The organism is Streptomyces sp. MspMP-M5 (genome assembly GCF_000373585.1).
GTDB lineage: Bacteria > Actinomycetota > Actinomycetes > Streptomycetales > Streptomycetaceae > Streptomyces.
Map to the genome: position 1 here is coordinate 1 of NZ_KB891918.1, position 18,879 is coordinate 18,879.

Annotated in this window: 16 protein-coding genes; 6 read left to right on the forward strand and 10 right to left on the reverse strand. The window is 74.5% G+C overall.

All coding sequences use genetic code 11. The features are described 5' to 3' along the window. Window positions 1-231: 231 nt before the first annotated feature. The 3 genes from B073_RS0129020 to B073_RS0129030 all read right to left on the reverse strand — a co-directional run bounded on the left by B073_RS0129020 (window position 232) and on the right by B073_RS0129030 (window position 3,456). A complete protein-coding gene (locus B073_RS0129020; RefSeq protein WP_018541594.1) occupies window positions 232-1,854 on the reverse strand; it encodes a hypothetical protein in 1,623 nt (540 codons plus the stop codon). Next, on the reverse strand, window positions 1,851-2,687 hold the full coding sequence (locus B073_RS0129025; RefSeq protein WP_018541595.1) for an ATP-binding cassette domain-containing protein: 837 nt from the start codon (window positions 2,685-2,687) through the stop codon (window positions 1,851-1,853). The genes B073_RS0129020 and B073_RS0129025 overlap by 4 nt, the downstream gene beginning before the upstream one ends. Before the next feature lie 97 nt (window positions 2,688-2,784). After that, window positions 2,785-3,456: a bifunctional DNA primase/polymerase gene (locus B073_RS0129030; protein ID WP_026247831.1), complete on the reverse strand. Its 672-nt coding sequence runs from the start codon at window positions 3,454-3,456 to the stop codon at window positions 2,785-2,787. A 469-nt stretch (window positions 3,457-3,925) separates the two neighbouring features. Here B073_RS0129030 and B073_RS0129035 point away from each other — a divergent pair, with 469 nt between their 5' ends. Both B073_RS0129035 and B073_RS0129040 read left to right on the forward strand, forming a co-directional pair. Next, window positions 3,926-5,317, forward strand: a complete 1,392-nt coding sequence (locus tag B073_RS0129035) for a hypothetical protein (protein WP_018541597.1) — start codon at window positions 3,926-3,928, stop codon at window positions 5,315-5,317. Between the two features lie 258 nt (window positions 5,318-5,575). Next, window positions 5,576-7,306, forward strand: a complete 1,731-nt coding sequence (locus tag B073_RS0129040; protein WP_158690244.1) for a hypothetical protein — start codon at window positions 5,576-5,578, stop codon at window positions 7,304-7,306. Window positions 7,307-7,330: 24 nt separating this feature from the next. Here the strand turns inward: B073_RS0129040 and B073_RS0129045 are convergent, their stop codons facing one another. After that, window positions 7,331-8,677, reverse strand: coding sequence for an ABC transporter substrate-binding protein (locus B073_RS0129045; protein ID WP_026247832.1), 1,347 nt, complete (start codon window positions 8,675-8,677; stop codon window positions 7,331-7,333). 171 nt (window positions 8,678-8,848) lie between these two features. Between B073_RS0129045 and B073_RS0129050 the strand changes: the two genes are divergently transcribed. Then, a complete protein-coding gene (locus tag B073_RS0129050) occupies window positions 8,849-9,307 on the forward strand; it encodes an SCO4402 family protein (protein ID WP_026247833.1) in 459 nt (152 codons plus the stop codon). A 58-nt stretch (window positions 9,308-9,365) separates the two neighbouring features. Continuing rightward, window positions 9,366-10,256, forward strand: coding sequence for a formyltetrahydrofolate deformylase (gene purU, locus B073_RS0129055; RefSeq protein ID WP_018541601.1), 891 nt, complete (start codon window positions 9,366-9,368; stop codon window positions 10,254-10,256). A gap of 70 nt (window positions 10,257-10,326) precedes the next feature. On the opposite strand, the gene B073_RS0129060 is transcribed toward purU, so the two are convergent. Together B073_RS0129060 and B073_RS0129065 are read right to left on the reverse strand one after the other, a co-directional pair. Further along, the gene (locus B073_RS0129060; RefSeq protein ID WP_018541602.1) at window positions 10,327-11,688 is read right to left on the reverse strand and encodes a zf-HC2 domain-containing protein; all 1,362 of its coding nucleotides are present in this window, start codon (window positions 11,686-11,688) and stop codon (window positions 10,327-10,329) included. Next, a complete protein-coding gene (locus B073_RS0129065; protein WP_018541603.1) occupies window positions 11,685-12,344 on the reverse strand; it encodes an RNA polymerase sigma factor in 660 nt (219 codons plus the stop codon). Before B073_RS0129065 ends, B073_RS0129060 begins: the two co-directional genes overlap by 4 nt. Window positions 12,345-13,015: 671 nt before the next feature. Here B073_RS0129065 and B073_RS0129070 point away from each other — a divergent pair. Then, a complete protein-coding gene (locus B073_RS0129070; protein WP_018541604.1) occupies window positions 13,016-13,390 on the forward strand; it encodes an STAS domain-containing protein in 375 nt (124 codons plus the stop codon). 68 nt (window positions 13,391-13,458) lie between these two features. On the opposite strand, the gene B073_RS0129075 is transcribed toward B073_RS0129070, so the two are convergent. The 3 genes from B073_RS0129075 to B073_RS48265 all read right to left on the reverse strand — a co-directional run bounded on the left by B073_RS0129075 (window position 13,459) and on the right by B073_RS48265 (window position 16,229). Continuing rightward, the gene (locus B073_RS0129075; protein ID WP_018541605.1) at window positions 13,459-14,805 is read right to left on the reverse strand and encodes a histidine kinase; all 1,347 of its coding nucleotides are present in this window, start codon (window positions 14,803-14,805) and stop codon (window positions 13,459-13,461) included. Further along, complete coding sequence (locus B073_RS0129080) at window positions 14,802-15,464, reverse strand: response regulator (RefSeq protein WP_018541606.1); 663 nt, start codon at window positions 15,462-15,464, stop codon at window positions 14,802-14,804. Before B073_RS0129080 ends, B073_RS0129075 begins: the two co-directional genes overlap by 4 nt. Window positions 15,465-15,785: 321 nt before the next feature. Continuing rightward, window positions 15,786-16,229: a hypothetical protein gene (locus B073_RS48265; RefSeq protein ID WP_018541607.1), complete on the reverse strand. Its 444-nt coding sequence runs from the start codon at window positions 16,227-16,229 to the stop codon at window positions 15,786-15,788. 148 nt (window positions 16,230-16,377) lie between these two features. On the opposite strand from B073_RS48265, the gene B073_RS0129090 reads away from it, so the two are divergent. Further along, complete coding sequence (locus tag B073_RS0129090; RefSeq protein WP_026247834.1) at window positions 16,378-17,628, forward strand: helix-turn-helix domain-containing protein; 1,251 nt, start codon at window positions 16,378-16,380, stop codon at window positions 17,626-17,628. 23 nt (window positions 17,629-17,651) lie between these two features. Here the strand turns inward: B073_RS0129090 and B073_RS0129095 are convergent, their stop codons facing one another. Further along, window positions 17,652-18,776, reverse strand: coding sequence for a hypothetical protein (locus tag B073_RS0129095; protein ID WP_018541609.1), 1,125 nt, complete (start codon window positions 18,774-18,776; stop codon window positions 17,652-17,654). Window positions 18,777-18,879 lie beyond the last annotated feature (103 nt).

Below are 18,879 nucleotides of genomic sequence, written 5' to 3' on the forward strand. Positions count from 1 at the left end.
GGGGCCGGAGGGGTGGGTGTTCGGACGTAAAGCGAAGCAGTCCGCACACCCACCCCGGAGGCCCCGCACCCGCCACTCACCACACACAGAGGCGAGCCCCGCCCGACACACACCCCTCCGCCGAAGGCGGAAAGACCGAACCCCCACGGCGGGAAGGCCGACAACGTGGGGCGCCCCCGCCGTCAGGCGACAACGTGGGGCTACCGTCGAGAACAACGGCCCCAAAGGGGCCTACCCCTTGCTGACCGCCGCCAGAATCTCCGGTAGGCGCGCCGCCGCCCGCGGGGCCGCGACCCGCAGCCCCAGGGTCGCGATACCCAGCCCGTACACCGCACCGGCCGGCAGCAGGGTCCACAACAGGCTGTGCAGGTCGGCCACATGGAGGCCGATGGTCAGTGCCAGCAGCGGGGCGATCAGCGCGGTGGCAGCCAGCAGGCCGACAAGGAAGCCGCCCCAGGCGAGCGAGCCCTGGCCGGCAGCCGCGGCCTTGTTGCTCTCCGCGGGGACCGAGTACGGGGTCAGTGCCGAGGCCACCGCCCCTGTGGCCACCAGCGAGCCGAACAGGGCCAGCGAGAGGCCGTAGACCTCCGGGAAGGCCGACCACGGGCCGAGGAGAGCCGCGGCGGCGACGGTGACCAATGTGACGTACGGGACGGCCACCAGTGCCACGGCCAGCGCACGCGCCCTCAGTTCCTCGTAGGCGTCGCGCGCGGTGGAGATCGTCGAGGCCACCATCCAGAATGCCGAGGTGTCCTGCCCGAACTGGTTGAACATCTGCGAACCGAGCATCCCGGCCGCCCACAAGGCGGTGTAGATGCTGCGGTTGCCCTGGAAGGACCAGACGATCGGCATCAGCAGGCCGAAGCCGAGCGACATCGACCAGGACATCTTCGACTTGGGGTCGCGCCAGGCGTAGCGCAGCGTACGCAGCATGGCGGTGCCCGTCCGCCCGCCCGGCAGCAGGCGTATGAGGCCCGTCTCCCCGCCCTTCGACCGGCGCGCGCTGTCCTTCTCCACGGCCTGGAGGGTGGAGGAGTCCGGCGCGGTCATCAGGGTTGTCAGGGTGCGCTGCCACCACCACAGGAGGAGGGCCAGGGCCAGTGCCGTCAGTGCCAGGCCGGCCGCCGCGCGCCCGTAGGCGCCGTGCCCGGCGTCGTCCACCGCGCTGATCGCGGAGGCCGGTGGCACCCAGCGCAGCACGCTGCCCAGCGGTTCGAGCATGGACAGGCCGTCGGGGCGGCCCAGTCGTTGGGTGACGAGGTTGATGCCCTGGGCACCGAGGGCGGTGAACAGGCCGCCCAGTACGGCGAGGTCGCGGCCGCGGCGGCTGGTCAGCAGCCGCGTCGAGGCGGTGGCGATCGCCCGTGCCAGGGAGACGCACACGAGCACCACCAGGACGACGGCCGTGACGCCGACGGCGGCTGCGACCGCCCCGTTGGCGACCGAGATCACCGCGCCGGTCACCACGGCGAGCGTGATGACCGGCCCGATCCCGACGAGCGATGTCACCAGCAGTGCACGGATCAGCGGGCGCGGCCGCAGCGGCAGCATCACCAGCCGGGTCGGGTCGAGGGTCTCGTCGCCCGTGGGGAAGAACAGCGGCATCACCGCCCAGCCCAGGGTGAGGAGGCCGATGAGAAGGGCGGCGAGCGCGCCGGCGTGCGGATTGCCGCGCAGCGCTATCAGGCCGAGGACGACCAGGCCCGCGACGAGCAGGCCCATGACCGCGGAGGCGATGTACCCCACCGTGCGCCCCGGCGACTGGCGCATGCCGTTGCGCAGCAGTGCCAGCTTCAGCCGTACGAAGACGGAGATCGGCGACGAGGGGGCGGTGGCGGTGGCTTCGGCGCTCATCGGGCGCCGCCCAGCCAGTCCAGGTCCTGTCCGGCGCCGCGGCCGCGGGCGCCGACCAGTTCGAGGAAGGCGTCCTGGAGCGTGGGCGCGGCGCCGCGCACCTCGGCCAGCGGGCCCTGTGCGCGGATCTTGCCGGCGGCCATCACGGCGACCCAGTCGCAGAGCGACTCCACCAGTTCCATGACGTGGCTGGAGAAGATCACCGTGGCGCCGGAGGAGGTGTAGCGCTCCAGGACGCCGCGGATGGTCTGTGCGGACACCGGGTCGACGCCCTCGAAGGGCTCGTCCAGGAAGAGGATCTCCGGGTTGTGCAGCAGGGCCGCGGCCAGCCCGATCTTCTTGCGCATGCCGGTGGAGTAGTCCACGACGAGCTTGTGCTGGGAGCCGGAGAGGTCGAGCACGTCCAGCAGCTGGCCGGCCCGCTTGTCCACCTCGGTGCCCGGCAGGCCGCGCAACCTGCCTATGTAGCCGAGGAGTTCCCGTCCGGAGAGGCGCTCGAAGAGGCGCAGGCCCTCGGGGAGTACGCCGATCCGGGACTTGACCGCCACCGGGTCGCGCCAGACGTCGTGGCCGCCGATCTCGACCAGTCCGGAATCGGGCCGCAGCAGGCCCGTCACCATGGAGAGCGTGGTGGTCTTGCCGGCGCCGTTGGGGCCCACCAGGCCGATGAAGTGGCCCGCCGGCAGCGTCAGGTCGACGCCGTGGACGGCGGTCTGTTCGCCGAACCGCTTCCACAGGCCCTCGATGCGGACCGCGGGCGGGCCGTCCACGGCGCCGCCCGGGGTCGTGACCGACCCGTCCCGCTCTTGCGTCTTCTCCGGTTCGCTGGCCACGGCCTGCCCTTCGACGTCCCCGCAGGGGCCTGGTCCCGGCCCCCGTCCAGGCGTCCCACGATACGGGCAGGCACTGACATGCCAGCTGTGGCCCGCGTCAGCGGGCGCGGAGCGCCGCCGCGTCGCATGCGCAGGCGTACGCCAGCGGGCTGATCAGCTCTTCCGCGTCCGGCAGCCAGCGGTTGCTGGCGGTGGGGCGGCGCGCCCACTGCACCGCGCCGTGCGAGCCGACCCGGGTCGGCGGCGCGGCGATGTACTCGCCCTCGCCGCGGCAGATCAGGTCGAGCGCGGCCGGCGCCCAGCCGAGGTTGCGCACCAGGTCCGGGACCTTCGCGGAGGCGCCGGGGAGGACGAGGAAGAGCATCCGGCGGTCCGGGGTGCGGGTCACCGGGCCGAGGGTCAGGCCCAGTCGCTCCATCCGGGCCAGCGCCAGGCAGCCCGCCATCTCGGGGACGTCCAGCGCCTCGAACGCCCGGCCCGTCGGCAGCAGGATCGACGCCCGCGGGTGCTTGCCCCACATCCGGCGGACGGCGGTGGCGCTGCCGGTGGCCGTGCCGGCCCAGCCCGGTGCGGTCGGATGGGCGCCGGGGGAGGGGCAGTTGACGGCGCCGCACGAGCAGCGCGGCCGGTCGCCGTCGTGCTCCAGCCATGCGCCGGGGAACACCTCCCAATGGCGTTCCTCCGCGTAACGCACCGCAGTTTCGATGAGTTGCTCGCCGCGCTGTTTGGGGATCTGCGGGGCTCCTGTGACTCCGATGGTCTCTTCCACGCAGAGGACAACTGCACGTGTCACCAACGGTTACGGCCGAATGGGTGACAGCCCCGGCGCATCGTTCCCGCACGTGGGGCGCATGGATGCACCAGTGGGGGCGCGTGTGCGGAAGGGGCCCGGGAAGCGGGTAGCCACCTGCGTGACGGGCGGAGAGGCCGCCCGGCGGTCGGCCGGTGCAGCAGGGGAGAGCTGCATCGCCCGCCGTGACCGGTGCACGGGCACCGGGCGCCCCCTCCTCGTGGACCAGCCCTTCGCGGCACGGACGTCGGGATGCCGCGCTTCGCACGACGACGCACGGGCAACGCGCACATCGCACGTATCCCGGGCATCCGATGCGAAGTGCATCACCCGTTTCGTACCGCCGCATATACCGGATGTCTTGGATATCCCGGATATGTACGGGGAATTGATCGCGGGGACGGCGTTCGCCGGTGAACGCGCAGCAGCAGTACAGGGGGTACACACCATGGCCGCCAGGCCACTCGTCGCGCGCCAGCCCAATGAACGGCTGCAGGCGCTCATCCAGGAGGCCGGCTGTTCCAACGCCGGTCTGGCCCGCCGCGTCAACATGTGCGGCGCGGAACACGGCCTCGACCTGCGCTACGACAAGACCTCCGTGGCCCGTTGGCTCCGCGGACAGCAACCGCGGGGCCGCGCCCCGGCCATCATCGCCGAGGCACTGGGCCGCAAACTGGGCCGCACGGTCACCATCGACGAGATCGGGATGGCCGACGGCAAGAACCTCGCGTCCGGGGTGGGGCTGCAGTTCTCGCCGACCGTCCCGGGCGCCATCGAGCAGGTCTGCGAGCTGTGGCGCAGCGACGTGGGGCGCCGGGACTTCCTCAGCGGGTCCACGGTCGCCGCCTCCGCGCTGGTCGAGCCCAGCCGGGACTGGCTGATCACCGGGGCGGACAGCCAGGTGTCCCGCAACGCCGGGGCCCGGGTGGGCATTTCGGATGTCGCGGCCGTACGGGCCATGACGTCGGCGCTCAGTGAACTGGACCACCGCTTCGGCTCCGGGCACGTCCGGCCCGTCGTCGTGCACTACCTCAACAGCGTCGTCTCCGGGCTGCTGGCCGGTTCGTACCGTGAGGCGGTCGGACGGGAACTCTTCGCCGCGGTCGCGCGGTTGACGGAACTCGGCGGCTACATGGCCGTCGACACGGGGCAACCGGGCCTGGCGCAGCGCTACTACATCCAGGCGCTGCGGCTGGCGCAGGCGGCCGGCGACCGCGGCTACGGCGGCTATGTGCTGGCCGCCAGCATGAGCCATCTGGCCGCTTCGCTGGGGAATCCGCGGGAGATCGCCCAGTTGGCGCGGGCCGCCCAGGAGGGGGCGCGGGGGCAGGTCACGCCCCGGGCGGAGGCGATGTTCTTCGCCGCGGAGGCGCGCGGTCACGCCCTGATGGGCGACGCCCGGGCCTTCCAGTCGGTCGCGGGCCGCGCGGTGGCGGCCATGGAGCGCGCCGAGGCAGCCGCCGACGCCGGCGACGACCCGGCGTGGATCGGCCATTTCGACCCGGCGTATCTGGCCGACGAACTGGCCCACTGCCACCGCGACTTGGGCCAGCCGGTCCCGGCCGCGCAGCGCGCGCAGGAGGCGCTGGAGGGCCATCCGCCGGGCCGGGCGCGCCGCCGCGCCATCGGGCTGGTGCTGCTGGCCAGCGCCCAGGCGCAGCAGCGGGAGGTCGAGCTGGCCTGCCATACGGGCGCCCAGGCGGTCGAGTTGCTGGGCGCGCTGCGCTCGAATCGCGGTACGGAATACCTGGACGACTTCCGGCAGCGCCTGGAGCCGTATCAGGACGAACCCGTCGTAAGGGAATTCACCGCACGGATGGAACTCCGCGCCGCGGCGTGAGCAACGCCTCAGCGGGTGGCCGCGGGCCGGGAAAACGGGGGCCGGCCGCGCGGGGAAGGAGGAACGGGCCGAGGGGTGTTCGGCCGTGTGCTGCCGGGGTGGGCCGGGATTCCGGTCCGCCCGCCGGGCGCGCGGCGGCGCCGGGGCCGCGGCCGGTCCGCGCTCCCGGCGGTTACCAGGACACATGGTCGAACGTTGCTGCGAACCGGTAGCGTGCAGCCGACGATTCCGTAGGTCTGCACGATGGTAGGAGTCCCGGTGACGCAGAGCGGACAGGGTCACGACCCGCAGAATTCTGCGGCCGGCCCGGCCAGGGAGGGCATAGTGCTGCCCGCCGGCGGCGGAGACGCCTGGGCGCCGGAGCAGCAGGCCGCACCACCCGCCGGACAGCCGTGGGGCCAGCCCTGGGGGCCCGGCCGGCAGCCGGCCGCCCCGCAGGCGCCCGCGCAGCCCGAGGGCGCCCCGGGCGGACCGCAGCCGTACGGGCAGCACGCGGCGCAGGGCTATCCGGCCGCCCAGCCCCCGGCCGCGCAGCAGCAGATGCCGCCGCAGCAGCCTCCGCACCAGGGTTTCCCGCAGCCGCCCCAGGGGCAGCCGCAGACCCCGCCGATGCCGGCCGCGGCGCCCCCGATGCCGCCGCAGGCGCCCCCGCAGCCCGCCCCGGCGCCCCAGGCGGGCCCGCCCGCCGCCGGCCCGCTGCCGCCCGCCGCCGGGCGGCCCGGTCCCGGCGCCCTGCCGCCGCAGAACGCCCCGTACGCCGGCCAGCAGCAGCCCCCGTCCGGCGAGATAGTCCGCGCCACCCGGCAGGCCGGCGCGCCGCTGCCGCCCGCCGCCGGCGACGCCGAGGCCACCACCGTCCTGCCGCCCATCGCCGGCGGCCCCGGTAGCGCCCCGCTGCCGCCCCAGGGCGCCGCCCCGGAGCCCCGCGACGCGGCCACCCAGATGTTGCGGGCGATCAAGCCCCACCAGGCGCCGCCGGCCGCCCAGCCGATGCCGCAGTCCCCGCCGATGCCCGGCGCCGGCACCGAGGGCTCCGAGCCCACCCAGCTGATCCCGCCGGTCGGGGCCGCCGCCGGCGCCGGGGCGCCCACCCCGCCGCCCGGCGCGCCCTACGGCGTCCCGCCCGGTGCGCCCGCCGACCGGCCGACCCCCGCCGAGTTCGACGGCCTGTTCCGCGACGGCCCGGCCGGCCCGGGCGCGGCCGCCGCCCCCGACGCCACCGCGCAGCTGCCGCGCTTCGACCACCAGGCCCCGCCGCCGCCCTACGGCCAACAGGGCGGCCCCGGCGGCCCGTTCGCCCCCGGCGGCGCGCAGGACCAGTACGCCCCCTACGAGGACGACGGCCCCCGGCGCCGCAAGATTCCCGCGGCGGCGATCGTCGGCGCGATCGTGGTCGCGCTGGCGACCGTCGGCCTCGGCGTCGGCTGGGCGCTCAGCGGCAGCAGTGGCGACGACACCGGCCAGAAGAAGAAGGAGCCCGGCTCCAGTACGGCCAAGTCGGCCGGCGACGACGCCTCCAAGTCGGCCGACGACCCGGCCGCGGGCCAGGCCAAGGGGCTGGACGCGCTGCTCGCCGACAGCAACAACAGCCGCTCCGCGGTCATCGGCGCCGTCCAGAACATCAAGTCCTGCAGCAACCTCCCCGCTGCCGCGTCCGACCTGCGGTCCGCCGCGGGCCAGCGCAACGACCTGGTCAAGCGGCTCCAGCAGCTCCCCGTCGACAAGATCCCGAACAGCGCGGAGCTGACCGCCGCGCTGACCACGGCATGGCAGTCCTCGGCCGCCGCCGACAACCACTACGCGGCCTGGGCCGACAAGGTGGGCGGCAAGGGCGGCTGCGACAAGGGCCACGCCAAGGGCGGCAAGGAGGCGTCCCAGGGGAACGCGGCCAGTGGCGCGGCCACCCAGGCCAAGCGGCAGGCGGCGGGCCTGTGGAACCCGCTCGCGCAGAAGTACGGCCTCCGGGAGCACCAGCCCGAGCAGCTGTGACGCCCGCGGCCGGCCGCACGGCCGTCAGTCGCCGTCCGCGGGCCGCCGCTCCATCGTCCTGCCGACGTCGACGAACCCCTCCTGGGCGGCGACCAGTTCGCCGTTCCGCACCACCTGGTACGTCACGTTCGCGTTGACGATCCGCGGGAAGTCCGCGACGGCCAGCATGTCGTCGTCGCGCCAGCGCAGCTTGGGCGTCAGGCCGCCGGTGTCGACGGCCCGGTCGCCGCGGTCCAGGGCGGTCTGGAGCGCGTGCGCGGTGATGTCCGCCACGCCCTCGTCGGCCAGCTGCCGGATCACCGCGTTCAGCACGGTGTAGGCGATCCAGGTCGTCTGGACGCCCTGGTCGGCCGGGTCGAGGCGGTTGTCGTCGAACGCCTCCTCGGTGATCACCCGGCGCATCGGCGCCCACCGCGGATCGCCGGGCACCGGGTACCAGCCGGTGACGTCCGCGTCCTCCAGCGGCCCCGAGGCGCCGCCGCTGCGGTTGACCATCGACTGGTCGACGCTGCCCAGGACGGAGCCGACCCGCACCTGGGGGCTGCTCTCCTGGAGGCGCCGGAAGGAGTCGAAGAAGGTGTCGGTGTCGCCGCCCAGCGAGGCCGCCACACAGGAGCCGGGCGCCTCGCCGCCGGAGCGCGCCGTCCCGTAGCGGGCGGGCTCCGCGCCCACCGCCTTCAGGGCGGCGGCCACCTGCGCCGAGTAGTCGGTGCGGCCCTCGGGTGCCTTGATGTCCACGGCCGGGCTCCGGCCGGCCCCGCGCCCGCTGCCGAGCCCGGCGTCGAGGAGGCTCGGCATCTGGTCGCCCTGGATGGTGTCCGGGCGGACCAGCGCCACCCGCCGGCAGTCCGCGGCCAGTTGGCGCCCGTTCCCCGCCAGGAGGGCGGCCTGGCCGCCGTTGACGGGATAGGACAGCGGACTGGCGAACTCCTCGGCGGACGCGCCGTAGCCGCCGATGTACGGGATGCCCGCCCCCTCCAGCGGCGACATGAACGAGCGGCCCCACCGGCTGTACGAGCCGACCACCGCGACCGCCCCGGCGTCCACCGCGCGCCGGGCGCACTTCGCGGCCTCCGCCGAGTCGTCGTGCTCGTTGCAGGTGAGGACCTTCAGCGGGTGGCCGGCGATGCCGCCGCGGGAGTTGACCCAGCGGGCGTACGCCTGCGCCATGGCCGGCATGCCCGGCATGTTGGTCGTGCGGGTGCCCTCGGGCGCCCAGGTCATCACCGTCACCGGCTCCCCCTCCCCGCCCCCTGTACCGGGGAGGGAGCCGCAGCCGGACAGCAGCGACGCGAGGACCGCCGTGCACGCCGCGGCGGTCGCCGAAGCGCGGGGGAAGGGGCGGGGGGAGGAGCGTCGCCGACCGGTCATGGCCCCGCAGCCTTGCGCCCCGTACCGAACGCGTGCGTGACATCGGGACAACGGACGGTGACATCGCGGTGAAGCCCGGGGGGCCGATCGAGAGCAATCGGGAGGAACGTACGATTCCCTGCTGTGCAAGGTTCGGAGAAGTCTTCCCGTCGCGGCCGCCGCTCGACCACCATGGGCGCTATGCCGCTCTCTGACATGCCGTGGTGGCGCTGGCGCAGCAATGTACGCTCCGCGCTGCACATGCTCTCCGACCCCGTCTTCCAGCAGCACACCTGGCTCGCCGGCCGGCCCGGCTACGGGGACGTGACCGACGCCGTCTACCGGCTCGTCGAGGACACCTGGCTGGACAACTGGTCCGCCGACAAGTACATCGGCACGATCTTCCGCGACGTCCAGGAGGCGCAGTTGGTGGACGTCGCCGTGCTGCGGGTGCTGCGCATCATGCACGCCGTCGGGCCGGACGCCCCGGTCACCGCCTACTTGGAGCACCCCGGCTGGCCCGACGCCGTACGGGCCGCCCGCGAGGCGCACGTCCAGATGGCCGCCGCGGACGGCGAGGACCCGGACACCGCCCCGCACTCCCTCGCAGCGCTGGCGACCCTGACGGGCCCGCTCCAGGCCCCGGCCTGACCGCCGCTCCCGGCGCTGCGGTCGGAGCCGCCCGGCGGATATGCGACCCTATGAGGTCATGAGCGAGTCGCAGCCCACCCAGCCCGGTCAGCAGGACCGGAACAACCAGTACGTCCTCACGCTGTCCTGCCCGGACAAGAAGGGGATCGTGCACGCCGTCTCCAGCTATCTCTTCATGACCGGCTGCAACATCGAGGACAGCCAGCAGTTCGGCGACCACAGCACCGGGCTGTTCTTCATGCGCGTCCACTTCACCGCGGACACGCAGGTCGACGTCGAGAAGCTGCGGGCCAGCTTCGCCGCGGTGGGCGACTCCTTCGGCATGGACTGGCAGATCCACCGGGCCGACGAGAAGATGCGCGTCGTGCTGATGGTGTCCAAGTTCGGGCACTGCCTGAACGACCTGCTCTTCCGCTCCCGGATCGGCGCGCTGCCCATCGAGATCGCGGCCGTGGTCTCCAACCACACCGAATTCGCCGAGCTGGTCGGCTCGTACGGCATCCCCTTCCACCACATCCCGGTGACCCGGGACACCAAGGCCGAGGCCGAGGCGCAGCTGCTGGAGCTGGTGGAGAAGGAGCGGATCGAGCTGGTGGTGCTCGCCCGCTACATGCAGGTGCTCTCCGACGACCTCTGCAAGGCGCTGGCCGGCCGCATCATCAACATCCACCACTCCTTCCTGCCGAGCTTCAAGGGCGCCCGGCCCTACCACCAGGCGCACGCCCGCGGCGTCAAGCTGATCGGCGCCACCGCGCACTACGTCACCGCGGACCTCGACGAGGGCCCGATCATCGAGCAGGAGGTCGAGCGCGTCGGCCACGAGGTCACGCCGGATCAGCTGGTGGCGATCGGCCGGGACGTGGAGTGCCAGGCGCTGGCGCGGGCCGTGAAGTGGCACAGCGAGCGCCGGGTGCTGCTCAACGGCACCCGCACGGTGGTCTTCGCCTGACCCGGGCCGCCGCATCCGGCCGCGGCGGGCCCGGCATCGGGCGCCGCGGCCGGCCGGTCGCCGGGCCGGCTCACAGGCGGGACAGCGCCGCCGTCGCGAACAGCACCTCGCGGATCGCCTCGCGCTCGCCGTCCTGACCCGCCGCGGTCTCCTCGGGTGAGATGTGCCCGGCGGCGAGCTGGCAGAACTCGTCGCTGTCCAGCGCGAGATGGGCCACCGCGTGCTCGGGCGAGCCGACCGCGGCCGGTGAGTCCAGGGCTATGTACCAGTCCCCGCCGCCGCTGCCCTCGACCTCCAGGTGGAGCGAGCGGCCCGGGGCGCCCGCGGCGACCAGCCGCTGCGCCGGCGAGGCCAGCCCGTCCCGGCGCCGCTGGGCGAGCGTGCTCGGCAGCAGCCGGGCCGCGAGGTCGACGAGCCGGTGCAGATGCCCGGCGGCCGGCGGCTTGTACGGATAGTCCACGGCGTCGGCGATGTCCCCGGCGTGCACCCAGGTCTCGAAGGCGCGGTCCAGGAAGGCGTCGCGCAGTGCGAGGGTGAACTTGCCGTAGGGGACGGAGAGTTCGGCGACCCCGCCGCCGGCGAACGACGCCGTTCTTATCAGCGCCTGGCTCTGCTCGCGCCACGGGTCGTGCGGCGCCCGCGGGTCCGGGTCCTCGCCCAGGGTGCGCCAGTACGCCTCGGTGCGGCGGCGCGGGCCGGGCTGCTCCGGGGCGGACGGGCCCAGTGGGTCGGGCAGCCCGAGGGCGGTGGCGACCATGCCGTCCACCGCCATCAGGTGCCCGATCACCCCGGCGACCGTCGTCCCGCGCTCGACCGGCTCGCGGCCGTCGAACCACCGCAGCCGCACCGGGGCCCGCCACTCCGCCTCGCCCATGTCGCGCAGCAGCGCGTCCAGCTTGGCGGCCTCCGCGTCGTACGGCGTGGCCCACTCGGGGACGGGGATGCGCGGCGGCCGGCGGCCCAGGCAGCCCTCCAGCACCCGCGAGCGCAGCAGCGGGTCGAGATCGAGGCTGTCCGCGGGGTGCAGCAGCCCCACCGCGTCGCGCAGCCGCAGCGCCTCGTCGGCGCAGGCGGCGCAGTCCGTCAGGTGCGCCTCGACGGCGGCCGTCTCCTCCGGCGAGCAGGCGGCCAGCGCCCAGGCGCCCAGCAGGGACTTGAGCACCTTGTGGGACGGGGCGGCCGGGGGCGGGTGGCTCGGGTCGGTGCCGTCGCCGGTCACGGGGTGGTCATCGCTCTCGTACTCCGCAGGGACGTCGTGGGGCGGGGCGGGGTCCGGGACGGGACCGGGCCCCGGGTGGCGGGCGGACGGGACGGGCGGGAGGTCCGGCAGCGGGCCGTGGTCCTCCGCGGCGGGGCGCGGGGACGGTATCCGGGGCCGTTCACCGGGGCCGCCGGGGCGCTCGCGGCCGTCCCACTCGTCCGGGCCCCTCACAGGGACCGTCCCTGGCCCGGACCGGGTGGTGTGGAGTGCGGCGGGCGCGGGGTGTGCGGGCCGCGGGGGGCGTGGCGCATGGGGACCGCGGGCAGTGCCTTGTGGTTGTGGGCGGTGGACAGCAGCTGGAGGCCCAGGCGGAGCCGGCGCCGCGCCTCGTCCTCGGTGACGCCGAGGTCGGCGGCGGTCTGGCGGTAGTCCCGGCGCTGGAAGTACGCCAGCTCCAGGGCCTCGCGCAGCGGGGCGGGCATGGACGTGACGATGTAGTCGGCGCGGGCGGCGGTGGACGCCTCGTGGATCCGCCGCTCCAGCTCGCGCTCCGACTCGGCGGACGCGGGGCCCTCCTCGCCGCGGTCGCGCGCCGAGTCGGCCTCGGTCTGGCGCAGCCGCTGGACGGCGTGGTGCCGGGTGATGCCGGCCACCCAGGAGCGCAGCGAGCCCTGCTTGGGGTCGTAGGAGTCGGGGTGCTCCCAGAGGTAGGCGAAGACCTCGCGGGTGATGCGGTCGGCGGCGCCCTCGTCGTCCAGGACGCGGTGGGCGAGGCTGTGCACCAGCGAGGCGAAACGGTCGTAGAGCTCGCCGAGCGCGGCGGCCTCGCCGCGGGCGAGTCGCTGCTGCATCCGCCTGTCCCAGCGCGGTGGTGCGTCGTGTGCCATGGGACCCCCATCCCTGCCCGTCGCGGCCGGGCTCACACCTCGGCCGGCGCTCTGCCGGGGACCGCGTCGCGGCCCCGGCCTCCCCGGAGGGCCCGCGCGCCGCAGGGCCCCGTGTCGTCACTCCCGCCCACTGTCGTACCCGTATCCACCCCTCCGCTCACGATCGCCGAGGTCGTCACCCGATCCGGCGGCGCGCCCTGCCGGACGTGGACCGGCGTGGGGCGCCCGGACGCCGTGGCGCTCTGCGTGTGCGCGCCGGGACGGCGACCGTGCCCCCGAATGTAGTGCGAGGGTCTGACAACGGACGCGCCTTTGCGGCAAAGCCGGCCGCGAGGGCGTCGCGGGTGGTAAGGGCGTGATGACGTTGCGGCAGATCGCGGGTGAGCAGTTGGAGTGAGCAGATCTGGGGTGATCGGGGCCGTTCCGGCGCGCGAAGTGGAGCCATGTGGACCGTTCATGCCCGTATCGACCCATGTGTGACGCGGGTGTGACCGGTTGCGGGCGAAAATCCGCCGTCCTGTGGGCATAGCCTTGGGGGCGGGAAGCCCGCCGTGCCACGGAATCGAAAGCGTTTCGCGGGGGAGAGGCCGGGCAGTCGAGCCGGGAAGGGTGGCTTCCGGATTGCAATCCGGGCACATCCGGTCCGAAAGCGAGCGAAAGGCTTCGAGCGCGTGTCGTTGAAGGTGGCAGAGGACGAAAAGGGCCCCTGGGCCGTACTCCAGGTCTCCGGCGAGATGGACCTCGTCACGTCGCCCGCGGTGCGCCAGCACGTGCACGACGCGGTGGCCGAGGGCCGGCGGTCCCTCGTGCTCGATCTCTCCGAGGTCCGGTTCTGCGACTCCAGCGGGGTCGGCGTGCTGATCGCCGCCCGCCGCCTGATGCGTTCCTGTCAGGGCCGGCTGCGGCTGATCCTGCCCGCCCAGGGCGCAGTCGACGGCTCGCACGTCAACCGCGTCCTGGCCGCCCTCGGCGTCCGCCGCCTCTTCGAGGTCTACCCGGACCTGCTCACGGCGGTGGACGAGACGGCGGCCCCGCTGTCGGCCTGAGGCGGACGCCGGGCCGGGCGGTGACCGACGCGGCTCACCCCGCCGCGTCCGTTACCCCGCCCCGTCCGTCACCCCGCCCCGTAAGGGAACTCCGCCCGTACGACGAAACCGCCCTCGGACGTCGGACGCGCCTCCAGCGTCCCGCCGAGGCTCTGCGCGCGTTCGCGCAGCCCCACCAGACCGTGTCCGCCCCCGGGGAGCGCGGGGACCGGCACCGTCGCGTCCGGCGGCCCGTTGCGGATCTCCACCCGCAGCCCCTCCCGCGCCCGCTCCGCCGCCCCCGCGCCGCCCGGCGCACCCAGCTCCACCGCGTCGACCCAGACCCGCACCCGCGCCCCCGGCGCATGCTTGCGGACGTTGGTGAGCGCCTCCTGCACGGTGCGGAAGGCGGCCCGCTCGACCGTCCTGGCGCCGCGCGGACGGCCCGGCCCGGACCCCGCGCCGCCGTCGTCGTCCACCGCCGCCGGCCCCTCGTACGTCACGTCCAGCGCGCTCATCTCGATCAGCCGGGGCAGCTCGTCCAGGGACGGCTGCGGCGCCAGCTCGCCCGTGTCCTGGACGTCGCCGCCGGCCGCCCGGAGGACGCCGACCATGTGCCGCAGCTCCTCCAGCGTGCGGACGGACAGCTCGCGGATGGTGCGGGCCCCGTCCCGCGCCGTCTCGTCCGCGGTGCTCACCTGCACGGCACCGGCCTGGAGGCTGATCAGGCTGACCTGGTGGGCCACCACGTCGTGCATCTCCCGGGCCAGCCGGGCCCGTTCGGTGGCCTTCACCCGCTCCGCCAGCAGCCGGTCCTCGCGGCGCAGGCTGCGGGTCAGGTCCTCGACCCGGGAGGCCAGTTCGCGGCGGGTCCGCACCAGCAGGCCGAGCGCGATCGGCGCCGCGGAGGTGACACAGGCGTCGATCAGCACCAGGGTGTTCTCGCGGTACGCGGTCGGCTCGAAGTCCGAGATCGGATACGGCAGGAAGTGCGCGGCGACCAGCAGCAGCGCACATACGCCGAGCCGGGCGCGGACCCGCGCGGGAGTGCCTCCCGTGCGTGCGGAGCCGAGGAGGGGCGACGCGGCGAGGGTGTAGAGGGCGATCATCGGCGCGAACCAGATGTAGCCGATGTACAGCCCCGGCAGCGTCACCAGGAACACCAGCAGCGGCCAGCGGCGGCGCAGCAGCAGGGCCGCCGCCGCGACCACCGAGACGCCCAGCTCCAGGGCCATCTCCAGCCCGTTGACGAGCAGCGCGTCGGCGATCGAGAGCAGCACCGGGACGACCACCGGGCCGATCCGGCGCAGCAGCCGGAACAGCCGGCCGCGGCGGAGCCGGCGGACCGCGCGGCGGGCCCCGGCCCGGACCCCGGCCGGCCCGGGGCGCCGGGCGCGCCCGCGGCCCGTCGCGTCGCCCCTGCGGCCGGATATCACCCGGACCCCCGCGGAACCCCCGCCACCAGGCCCGCGCGGTCCGCGACGATCGCCGCCTGTATGCGGTTGATGCCGCCCAACTTGGCCAGCAGCGCCCGCACATGGTCCTTCACCGTGCTGGGCGCCAGCCCCATCCGCTCCGCGATCTGCGCGTTGCCCAGGCCCTCGCCCAGCAGCGCCAGCACCTGCGACTCGCGCGGCGTCAGCCCGCTCACCGCGTGGGCCGCGGCGGCCTGGTCCTCGGCCGTCAGATAGCCGCCTATCACCGCCCGGGTCACCCCGGGGTCCAGCACGCTGCCGCCCGCCGCCAGGGTCCGTACCGCCCGCACCAGTTGCTCCGGGTCGGAGTCCTTGAGGAGGAAGCCCGCCGCGCCCTCCCGCAGCGCCGCCGTCAGGTACTCCTGTGCGTCGAAGGTGGTGAGCATCGCCACCGTCGGCGGCTCCGGGGCGGCGCGCAGCCGGCGCAGTACGGTCAGGCCGTCCACGTCCGGCATCCGGATGTCGAGCAGGACGACCTCGGCCGCGCAGCCCAGCACGGTCTCCACGGCCTCCGCACCGCCGCAGTCCGCCACCATCTCGATGTCCGGGGCGGTCCCCAGGATCATCCGCAGTCCGGACCTGACGAGCCTCTCGTCGTCCACCACAGCGACACGGATCACCGGCCGCCCCTTTCTTCCCACACTCCCGTCCGAGCCCCGGAACCGCCCGGCGCTGCGCGACTCCGTCCTCTGCCGGCGGGTCCCCCTCAGGAGGGCCCCGCACCCCCGCCGACCGGCGGGGGTCCTCGCCCGACCTGCGGACGATGGCGCGGGGCGGGCCCCGCGGGCAGAGTGTTCACATGCTGCACCACTGAAGAGGCCACAAGCCCAGGACGCGTTGCAGCTCACACCGACGGCCGTCGCGGCCCCCACACGCGGCGGACGTCCCCGGCGTGCGGGGGCGGCCCGAAGGGGACTTCCCCCCGAACGGTCATGAGGGGCCTACGAGGTCCTGTCGCCGCCGCTCCCGCCGCCGATCTCCTCCGATGCGCCCGATGCACCCGAGTCGTCCGCATCGTCCACATCACTCACATCACCCGCATTACCCGCATCACCCGTATCGTCATCGTCCGCCTCCTCGGCCCGTCGGTACTCCTCCAGCCGCTCGCCCCGGCTCTCCGCGACCCGAACGGTGTCCTCCAGCGCGGTCCGCAACTGCGCCGACAGGAACCGCAACTGCCCGGCGTCGGCCGACGGATCGTCGATGATGGGCTCGGCATGGCCCAGCAGCCCGACGCTCATCCTCAGCTGCAGCGCCTCGATCCGGTCCGCGTAACGGGAGACGGGCCCGTCGCCCGTATGGTCGGTCAGCAGATAGCAGGGCTGGTCGGAAGAACCGGTCCAGGGGAGCAGCCGGGCAACGGAACGGGCATGGGGACGCGACACGGTCGGCCTGCTTTCTTTCGGTGGGTGGGCCCGGTCCGCGCGCGGACCGGCCTCGGTCTCGCGGACGAGCCTCGCGCCGATCGCGCCCGACCTCCAGCCCAACTCCCTATAGGGCGGGCCTATATCGAGCCGCCCCTATATTGGAGGTATGGGCGACGTTGCTCCGGACCTGTGGTCACACCCCCGGCTCTTGGCGGCGGTCGCCGAGGAGGACTGGGGCGCGGTCTTCCGTGCCTACCGAAGGCTCACCGGTGTCAGTCAGATGACGCTCGGCATCCGCGTGGGGCTCGTCCAGCCGGACGTCTCGGAGATCGAACGGGGACGGCGGCGGGTCACCTCGGTGGAGGTGCGGCAGCGCATCATCACGGGGCTCGGCATTCCCCCGGACCGGCTGCCCGGTGCGGAGCCGACCGGGGACGGACTGCCCGTTCCCGGGCTCGCGTTCGCCGGCATCTCTCCGGACGAGGACCTCCTGACCCGGGTCACCACCGCGGTGGACGGCGCGCACCGCGTCGACGCCGCGACCCTGGACTGGCTCGACCGCCTCCTGGCCGAACACCGCAGGGCCGAGGACTTCATCGGCTCCGGCCCGCTGGTCGAGGTCATGGGCCAGCAGCTCCGCACCGTGGTGAACCTCTACGCCGGTGCCCGTGGCCCGTTGGCGGTGCGCGTGGTCCGGCTGGCCGCCGAACACGCCCAGTTCCTGGCCTGGATGGCCCAGGACCAGGGGCGCTCGGCCGCCGCGCTGGCCTGGTACGACCGCTCCCACGAGTGGGCATTGGAGGCCGGCGACGCCGACATGGCCGCGACGACGCTCAGCATGAAGGCACACATGGCGTGGTCCGGAGGGCGCGGGGAGCGGTGTGTGCGGCTCGCGGAGGCCGCCCGCTGGTCGGCGCCGGGCGCGTCCCCGGGCGTACGGGGCATGGCGGCCCAGATGGCGGCCCGGGGCCATGCGCTCGACCGAGACGGCGACAACGCCCGCCGCCTCCTGGACGATGCCCAGGAGCTGATCGCCCGGGCCGCACGGAGCCCCGAGGACGAGCCGCCGTGGATGTACTTCTACGACGACACGTGGTTCGCCCTGCAACACGGCATGGCGGCCATGCACCTCGGCGCGTGGCGCACGGCCACCGCGCATCTCACCTCCGGGCTGGCCGCCCTGCCGCCCAACTACCGCCGGGACCGGGCCTGGTACCGCTCCTGCCTCGCGCACGCCCACGCCGCCGCGGGCGAGGCCGAGCAGTCGCTGGCGACGGCCCTGGCGAGCGTCCCCGACGCGTCCGGCGTCGGCCGCCCGCACGCGTGGCAGGAGCTGCACACCACCGCGGCGGTGCTGCTGCGCCGCGGGGCGCCGGAAGGACGCGAGCTGATGGACGCGCTGCGGGCGCACGACTGACCGCGTGGCGGGAGCCCGCCGCGTCAGGCCACCCCGCCCCCCTCCGGCGCCCCCGCCTCCCCCTCGCGTCCCGGGCCCCACCCCATCACCAGCACCACCACCGACGTCATCGCCGCCAGGCTGAACGCGGTGGTGGCCATCGAGAGGGCGCCGTCGGGCGTTTCGAACGACTGGTTGAAGAAGTCGGTGACGGTCAGCCAGACCGCCGTGCGGACGGTGAGGTACAGCTCCACCGAGGCGAAGACCAGCAGCGCGCCGCGGACGTCGCGGCGGGCGCGGAAGGCCAGCACGCCCAGGACGAAGAAGCCCAGGATCGAGCCGAGGGTGGTGAATTCGGCGGAGGCGGCGAGGTTCAGGGTGCCCAGCACCGAGCCGTCCACCGCGCCGCGGAGGTACCGGAAGGTGTCCATCTCGGCGGTGGACAGGTCGCGGGTGGTCCAGGCGAGCCGGATCGCGCCCATGGCGAGGAAGAGGACCCCGCAGATACGGGAGAGGCGGCGGCCCCGGGCACCGGCGCACGGACCCGGCACGGGGACGGGGACGGACGCGTCCGCACCGCTCCCACGCCGCCCCGGCTCCCCGGAAGCCGCGGACTCGCTCCGGCCCGGCCCCCGTCCCTCCGACCCGGCGGGCTCACCGCGGCCCCGCCTCCGCCCCTCCGTCGCCGGGAGCATCGCGGCCAGCACCACCACCGCGACCACCAGGCCCAGTACCCGCGTGGCCAGCGCCCATCCGCCGAGCGGATCGGTGGCGTACTGGTCGCGGTAGGCCGCGTCGAACAGGCCGACCGCCTCCCGCAGCGAGACGGCCAGCAGGAAGGACCCGGAGAACAGTGCCGCGCTGCGGGCCGGCCGGCGGTGCGCCACGGCGAGCCCGGCGGTGGCGAGGAACGCGGCGGCGAACGCCCACTCGTAGGGGCCGACGAGCTGGGAGGCGGGCGAGGCCCCCGGATTGAAGAGCCCCTCGACGAAGTCCCATACGGAGCCGTCGCCCTGGACGATGCCGTACACCGTCCAGGCGGTGAGCGCGGCAGCGTAGAGCGTGAGGAAGAACGCGGTGGTGTGGTACGCGCCGTGGTGGTGGGGAGCGGCGCGGGACGGATCGCCGCCCGGACGGACGTCCAGCGCGTCGCCGTCCCGCATCACCATGGCCGATCCCCGTTTCCGTGCCGTGCTGCCTGCTGCCGTTGCGGAGTTGTCGCCGGCGGCGCCGCTGCCGCCGCCTCACTGTGTCAAGGACGGGCGGAGGGGC

Excerpts from the sequence above, each read along its gene's own strand:
- B073_RS0129020 (WP_018541594.1), bottom strand. The coding sequence starts at position 1,854 with ATGAGCGCCGAAGCCACCGCCACCGCCCCCTCGTCGCCGATCTCCGTC.
- B073_RS0129035 (WP_018541597.1), top strand. The coding sequence starts at position 3,926 with ATGGCCGCCAGGCCACTCGTCGCGCGCCAGCCCAATGAACGGCTGCAG.
- B073_RS0129045 (WP_026247832.1), bottom strand. The coding sequence starts at position 8,677 with ATGACCGGTCGGCGACGCTCCTCCCCCCGCCCCTTCCCCCGCGCTTCG.
- B073_RS0129050 (WP_026247833.1), top strand. The coding sequence starts at position 8,849 with ATGGGCGCTATGCCGCTCTCTGACATGCCGTGGTGGCGCTGGCGCAGC.
- purU (WP_018541601.1), top strand. The coding sequence starts at position 9,366 with ATGAGCGAGTCGCAGCCCACCCAGCCCGGTCAGCAGGACCGGAACAAC.
- B073_RS0129065 (WP_018541603.1), bottom strand. The coding sequence starts at position 12,344 with ATGGCACACGACGCACCACCGCGCTGGGACAGGCGGATGCAGCAGCGA.
- B073_RS0129090 (WP_026247834.1), top strand. The coding sequence starts at position 16,378 with ATGGGCGACGTTGCTCCGGACCTGTGGTCACACCCCCGGCTCTTGGCG.
- B073_RS0129095 (WP_018541609.1), bottom strand. The coding sequence starts at position 18,776 with ATGGTGATGCGGGACGGCGACGCGCTGGACGTCCGTCCGGGCGGCGAT.